Below are 6559 nucleotides of genomic sequence, written 5' to 3'. Positions count from 1 at the left end.
GGTTACGCGGGTGCAATCCCGGCTTGTGGGAAGTCATGGCATTCTCCTTTAAACAGCCGCGTAAGATACCCTGTGACGGCGCGGGGGTAAATATCTGTCTGAGTCGCACAAAAAAACGACAAAAATCAGCAACCTGTATGTCTATGATCTGTCAACAAATTGTCAGAATTTATCGTTCAAAAAATAAGCAGATCATCATCAAATTTTTGCGCTAAATCACACGCATCAGGCTTCTAAACTTAACAGGAATCACCTGTTGTTTCCCCTGAGGATGTGATTATGAAAAAGTATCTGACCTTTATTATTGCGGGTGCGCTGGCAGGCGCATCATTCTCTGCCTTGTCCGTTCAACCTCTGACCGACAGTACCGACACCAGCCAGCTACGCGCGGCCGGGACGGTCTCTGTCAGCCGGGCAAGCAACCTTGATGACCTTCAGGACAAGCTGGCCGAAAAAGCGCGTCAGGAAGGCGCTAAAGGCTTCGTGGTGAACGCCGCCGGTGGCGATAACCATATGTACGGTACCGCGACTATCTATAAATAACTTACCGCCTTCCAAACTGCATCTGCCCGGCAGATGCAGTTCTCTCTGCCTGCGCCTTGACTGTGCGTTTTTTCACCCCATATTAAAATGCATGACTTGATCCTTTCAGGAGAACATCATGGCTTCCGGCTGGGCGAATGACGACGCCGTTAACGAACAGATCAACAGTACCATTGAAGATGCGGTTGCGCGTGCTCGCGGTGAAATTCCGCGCGGCGAAAGTTTGACGGAATGCGAAGAGTGCGGGGATCCCATTCCTGAGGCACGACGTAAAGCCATTCCCGGAGTACGGCTTTGCATCACCTGTCAGCAGGAGAAAGATTCAAAAAATGCTTCACATTCAGGATATAATCGTAGAGGATCGAAAGACAGCCAGTTACGTTGACTTTCCTTTACCGTAGTTAACCGCACCAACAGTTTACTTTACGCTCACGACTTTCAGCGAAGCGCGTAGCAAAACGTGCCCTTCTGATTGTGTCTGTAAAGCGTATCCGCAAGAAGTGTCAATTGCGCTTCTGATTTTATTAATAATCAATAAGTTATTTGTCATTCAATTTTTTTGACCAACCACGTCAATTCTCTTCGATTTTATCTTCCGCTAAAAAGCGTGATACTTATCACATCGACGGAACATCGTCCCCTTAACAGAATAACCTGCGAGAATTGACCTATGAAAACCATCAAATATGCTGTTGCCGCTGTTGCCCTGTCCGCTCTGTCTTTCGGCGCTTTCGCTGTAGAGCCAGTCTCCTCTACTCAGGCACAGGATCTGAACAAAATCGGTGTGGTGAGTGCTGAAGGCGCGACCACGCTGGACGGTCTGGAAGCAAAACTGGCTGAAAAAGCTGCTGCCGCGGGCGCAAGTGGATACACCATCACTTCCACTAACGGTAATAACAAACTGAGCGGTACTGCGGTTATCTACAAGTAATCGAACAAATTATGCTCCACCCTCGCCATACCCTCTGGTGAGATGCTCCAACCCTCATTGACCCTGTTGTTGTTACCCTTGTTTGCCCGTCCGCCACTGGACGGGCTTTTTTTTGCTTAAAATGACTGCGCCACGCGCTGCAACCCGGCTTCCACGGACTCGACTTCCCCTGCAGCCAGCAGGCAGCAGGCCATTTGCAGCTTGATTGACTGCGGAACCGGCACCTTCCCGGCCAGACACTGCACAATCCAGCGCGCGGTGACCTGCGGATCTTTCGACTCAGGCAGGATCGCATCTCTGTTCTCTTCCCCACGTTCGACAACGACCCGCGTCCCGGCGGGCTCAATCAGCATCAGCTGTGGACAACGCTGCGGGTTGGCGTAAACCTCGCCTTCTGTCCCGTGCATCAGCAGCGCGCGTCCACCGATTTCGGCAAAGAATTGCCCGACTCGCGTCACGTATTCCGGATGGGAGACGCTGGAAAGACGCAGCGCGGCGTCTTCGGCAAACGGCGTCGCCAGCTTCGCCAGGGTGTGAGCGCTGTTACGTACACCCATGCGCCAGCGCATGTCCAGCTGCTTTTCCAGCGGTGGGCAGAGCGCGCTAACGGGGATATAGACCGGCTGATTCCCCTCCAGCTTTGCCTGTGCCTGACCGGCATGGAGGGTCGGTTCAATACCTAACAACGCCAGGATGGTTTCTGTCAGCACGCGCGTCGGATCTTCGCTCACGCCATGCACTACTACCGGGAAACCGAGTTTCTGCAACAGAATAGCCAGCAGCGGCGTGAGGTTTGCCTGCTTACGCGCGCCGTTGTAGGTCGGGATCACAATTGGCATCGGCTTCGTGACGGGCGGGGTTAAGCGCATGGTCTGCGACTGCATGGCCTCATAAAAGCCGCGCATCTCCGCCTCACCTTCCCCTTTAATACGCAGCGCAATCAAAATGCCGCCCATTTCCAGTTCCGGCACGTCGCCATTCAGCATATGCGTGTACAACGCGCGGGCTGTTTCCTGGTCCAGATCGCGAGCGTGGTTTTTCCCACGCCCTACCTCTTTGATAATTTTGCGGTAATCCACGACATTTCTCCTGACTGCATTATCTTGTTAACAATATAGCCCGATGAACACAGACCCGATAGTGTTTTGTGATCATTATCAACCTGCTGTTTTCATATAAAAAAATTAAACTCAAGCACTATTTACATTATTTGTGATTGGGACAAAAGATCCGCAGCGACCCTTTTTTTGATTAAATAAACATCGAAAAATCATTAAGGGTCAACGGTAAAAACGTCCAGGCAACGCTTTTACCAGAATCACATCAGGATTAACTATGAACAAGGTTGCATTAGGTTTTTTTATCGCCGCAACGGTGGGATGTTCTGCATCCGCATTTGCGGCAACTAACGGTGAAGGTCAGATTAATTTCACCGGTGAAATTATCGATTCTGCTTGCCAGGTCGTGAATGGATTAAGTAATCCATTAAACGTTCAGTTGGGTAAGGTGTCTAAAACGGTATTTACCGGCGCAGGCTCTACCAGCACATCAACGAAGTTTGATATTAAGTTAACCAATTGTCCGGAAACAGTGACCTCGGCTGCGATTAACTTCGGTGGTACCCCGGATGCGGATAATAATGCCGCGCTGGCATTAACGCCAGATACCGATGCGGCAACCGGTGTAGCCATTCAGTTGATGGATGCTTCCGGGCAGCCTGTCACTCTGTATACGCCTTCGCAGCAATATCCTTTAGCCTCCGGCACGGCAGTTAACGACCTGGAATTCGGTGCGCGTTATATTCAAACTCAGGCCGCCATTACCGCAGGCCCTGCCAACTCTGTATCGACTTTCACCGTTATTTATAACTGATCTTATCAATCCTGAGATATTAATGCTTTTGCGGGCATTAATATCTCTTCTATTTATTGAGAAATCTTTATGCGCCACGGTTATTTACTGAGCACTCTTTTACTGATAGCAGCCTCTGCACATGCGGGCGTCGTGATTAATGGTACCCGGCTGGTCTATCAAGGAGATAAAAAGGAATCATCTCTTGGCCTGTCAAACCCAGATACGACGGATTATCTGGTACAGTCCTGGGTCGATTCTGGCGGTAAAAACCCGGCCAAAGCCCCATTCCTGATCACCCCGCCGCTTTTCCGTCTGGATGCAAAAGAAGATAACGTTCTGCGCGTGGTACGCACGGGCGGAAATTTACCGGAAGACAGGGAATCTCTGTACTGGTTGAATATCAAAGCGATCCCTTCCTCAAAACACGTTGAGGGAGTAAATACGCTGCAAATTGCCATTAATACCCGCATTAAATTGCTGTATCGCCCGTCCGCGGTAAAAGGCCGACCAGAAGATGTGGCGGATAAGCTTGAATGGCATCGCGAAGGTAACGACCTGGTGGTGAATAACCCTACGCCTTTCTATATGAATTTCCAGACCGTCACGCTTAACGGTCAGAAAGTCACAAAAGCGACCTGGGCTGTTCCGAAATCAGAAACACATTTTGCCATACCGGGTAATGTCGGGGGCTCAAACGTGACGTATTCCATTATTAATGATTACGGCAGCATCAGCCATTCCTGGTCGAAATCCGTTCATTAATTGTTCCGGTAATAAAATAATCATGTACAGCCACAAAAAGCCGTTCACCTGCCGAATGTCTTCATTGCTGGTCATTCTCTGTGGCCTGGCAATAGCCATCTTTGCGCAGCAGGTTATGGCTGATGATTATTTTAACCCCGCCTTGCTGGATATTGATAATCCCCAGCAGGGTAAAACCGATCTGTCCGTCTATGAAAAAGGTCCCGGCCAGGCACCGGGGAAATATGAGGTCGCGGTGTTTATCAATAATAATAAAATTGATACCCGCAACGTGACTTTTACGCTTGAGAAAGATTCGCAGGGCAACGAAACGTTACAACCTTGCTTTAGCATGGGTGAATTAAAAAGCCTCGGTATCAGGACCCAAAAGTTTCCTCAGCTCATGGCCAAAGGCCAGTGTGCCGATCTAGGTGTCATCCCTGCTTCATCTGCAATCTTTCACGTTCGCAACCAGCAGCTGCTGCTAAGCATTCCGCAAAAGGCGCTCGGACAGGTGCCACGCGGTTACATCGACCCGAAAGAGTTTGACGAAGGGATCAACGCGGGCTTGCTTAATTACAGCGTCAACGCCAGCCAGAGCCATGCGCGCCAGCAGGGTGAAGAGGATAGCAGTAGCCAGTACGTGAACCTGCGTCCGGGTTTAAACGTTGGCGCATGGCGCCTTCGCAACTATTCCACCTGGAATCGCAGCACCACAGGCAATGAGGAGGAACAGAAATTCACCTCCGTTTATACCTATGCGCAACGCGATATTGTGGCGATGAAAAGCGATATCACCGTTGGCCAGAGCTCATCACCTGCTGATGTTTTTGACAGTGTCCCTTACACCGGCGTGGAGCTGAAATCCGATAACGACATGCTTCCCGACAGCGAAAAAGGCTATGCGCCTATTATTCGTGGCACCGCCCACAGCAACGCGCTGGTGATGGTGCGCCAGAACGGGTACGTGATTTATCAGAACACGGTCGCGCCGGGGGCCTTCGAAATTAACGATCTCTACCCCACCGGCAGCAGCGGCGACCTCCAGGTCACGGTGAAAGAAACTGACGGCAGCGAAAGTCATTTCGTGGTGCCGTTTGCCTCCGTTCCGGTATTGCAGCGTGAAAAAAACCTGCGCTACAGCGTAACTGCCGGGCGTTATCGTTCTTATGACAAAGATGTTGAAAAGACCCCGTTTGCTCAGGGGAGCGCCATCTATGGTTTACCCCACGGCTTCACGGCCTACGGCGGCGTACAGCAGAGCAGTCATTATCAGTCGCAGGCGATAGGCGCCGGGAAAAACATGGGCGATTTAGGGGCGTTCTCCATTGACGTGACTCGCGCCAGAGCCCTGCTGAAAAAACAGCAGTCCAGCACAGGCAAATCGTGGCGCGTACGCTACAGCAAAGATTTCGCCGGTTCAGGCACCAACTTTTCGCTTGCGGGCTATCGCTACAACAGCAAGGGGTTTTACACCCTGGACGACACCATGGAGTCGTATACCCGCGCCGACAACTGGTCTGCGCCACAGCAGCGCCGCGCCCGTACCGAAGCCACCATCGACCAGACGCTACCAGAAGGCTGGGGATCGGTCACGCTGAGCATGGTGAAGGAAACCTACTGGAGCCAGAACCAGGACATGACCTCCATGAGCGTCAGCTACAACAACAGCTGGCACGGCGTTAGCTACAGCCTTAGCTACAGCATGAATAAAAACACTCACGACAGCGATCTGGACGGTAATGCGGTGACGAACGACAACCAGTTCTCGCTGAGCGTTTCGGTTCCGCTGGATCGCTGGATGCATAACACCTGGGCCACGTACAACCTGAACAACACGAAAGATGGCACCACGCAGAACATCGGCCTGAACGGTACGGCCCTGAAAGAAGACAACCTGAACTGGAATCTCCAGGAGGGGCTGAGCAGCACCGGCAGCGGTAACTCCACCAGCGTTAACGCCGACTACAAAGCGACATACGGTGAAGTGAGCGGTGGCGTCAGTCAGGATAAATATCAGCAAACACTGAACGTCGGCTTGCAGGGAGGCGTGATTGCCCATGCAAACGGCATCACGCTAAGCCAGCCGCTCGGTGAGACCATTGCGCTCGTGAAAGCCCCGGGTACGCACGGCACGCATATCACTAACCAGACCGGCGTTGAAACCGACTTCCGCGGCTACACCGTCGTACCGTTCGTCACCGCGTATCGCCACAACACTATTGCGCTGGATACGGAAACGCTGCCGGAGGACGCCGACGTCACCCATGCGGCACAAATTGTGACGCCAACCCGCGGAGCCATTGTGCGCGCCAGCTTCACGACGCGCGTGGGCAATCGCGTCCTGATGACGCTCACCCAAAACGGTAAACCGCTGCCGTTCGGCGCAACGGTTACCACCGAGGACAAGGACAGCGAATTTATCGTCGGGAATGATGGCCAGACCTATCTCTCCGGTCTGCCACAGCAAGGGCATCTCCGCGTTTCCTG

General features: G+C 52.1%; 8 protein-coding genes. 7 read left to right on the top strand and 1 reads right to left on the bottom strand.

Going from position 1 to position 6559, the window contains the following annotated elements:
* From HP459_RS23410 to ybiJ, 4 genes are all read left to right on the top strand, one after another.
* A partial coding sequence (locus HP459_RS23410) for a hypothetical protein (RefSeq protein WP_253939661.1) occupies window positions 1-215 on the top strand: 215 nt, incomplete at its 5' end.
* 64 nt (window positions 216-279) lie between these two features.
* Window positions 280-543 (top strand): DUF1471 family periplasmic protein McbA, encoded by a 264-nt coding sequence (gene mcbA, locus HP459_RS20305; protein WP_022647519.1) that lies wholly within the window; start codon window positions 280-282, stop codon window positions 541-543.
* A gap of 118 nt (window positions 544-661) precedes the next feature.
* Window positions 662-928, top strand: coding sequence for a DksA/TraR family C4-type zinc finger protein (locus HP459_RS20300; protein ID WP_022647518.1), 267 nt, complete (start codon window positions 662-664; stop codon window positions 926-928).
* Window positions 929-1213: 285 nt separating this feature from the next.
* Entirely contained in the window at window positions 1214-1474 is a 261-nt protein-coding gene (gene ybiJ, locus HP459_RS20295; RefSeq protein ID WP_003858474.1) for a DUF1471 family protein YbiJ, read from the top strand.
* A 116-nt stretch (window positions 1475-1590) separates the two neighbouring features.
* Here ybiJ and ybiB read toward each other — a convergent pair whose 3' ends face one another.
* Window positions 1591-2553 (bottom strand): DNA-binding protein YbiB, encoded by a 963-nt coding sequence (ybiB, locus tag HP459_RS20290; protein WP_022647517.1) that lies wholly within the window; start codon window positions 2551-2553, stop codon window positions 1591-1593.
* A 256-nt stretch (window positions 2554-2809) separates the two neighbouring features.
* Here ybiB and HP459_RS20285 point away from each other — a divergent pair, with 256 nt between their 5' ends.
* The 3 genes from HP459_RS20285 to HP459_RS20275 all read left to right on the top strand — a co-directional run.
* Entirely contained in the window at window positions 2810-3346 is a 537-nt protein-coding gene (locus HP459_RS20285) for a fimbrial protein (RefSeq protein WP_022647516.1), read from the top strand.
* 69 nt (window positions 3347-3415) lie between these two features.
* Window positions 3416-4090, top strand: coding sequence for a molecular chaperone (locus tag HP459_RS20280; protein WP_022647515.1), 675 nt, complete (start codon window positions 3416-3418; stop codon window positions 4088-4090).
* A 22-nt stretch (window positions 4091-4112) separates the two neighbouring features.
* Window positions 4113-6559 (top strand): fimbria/pilus outer membrane usher protein (locus tag HP459_RS20275; RefSeq protein WP_171936725.1); only part of this gene is annotated, 2447 nt, incomplete at its 3' end.

It is taken from the genome of Enterobacter sp. CM29 (assembly GCF_013179605.1).
GTDB classification, from domain to species: Bacteria; Pseudomonadota; Gammaproteobacteria; order Enterobacterales; family Enterobacteriaceae; genus Enterobacter; species Enterobacter intestinihominis.
Note: the sequence above shows the minus strand (reverse complement) of the source record. Positions and strands in the feature narration are given on the sequence as shown.

Coding starts and splice junctions, on each gene's coding strand:
- HP459_RS20280 (WP_022647515.1), top strand. CDS start 3,416: ATGCGCCACGGTTATTTACTGAGCACTCTTTTACTGATAGCAGCCTCT.
- ybiJ (WP_003858474.1), top strand. CDS start 1,214: ATGAAAACCATCAAATATGCTGTTGCCGCTGTTGCCCTGTCCGCTCTG.
- mcbA (WP_022647519.1), top strand. CDS start 280: ATGAAAAAGTATCTGACCTTTATTATTGCGGGTGCGCTGGCAGGCGCA.
- HP459_RS20285 (WP_022647516.1), top strand. CDS start 2,810: ATGAACAAGGTTGCATTAGGTTTTTTTATCGCCGCAACGGTGGGATGT.
- HP459_RS20300 (WP_022647518.1), top strand. CDS start 662: ATGGCTTCCGGCTGGGCGAATGACGACGCCGTTAACGAACAGATCAAC.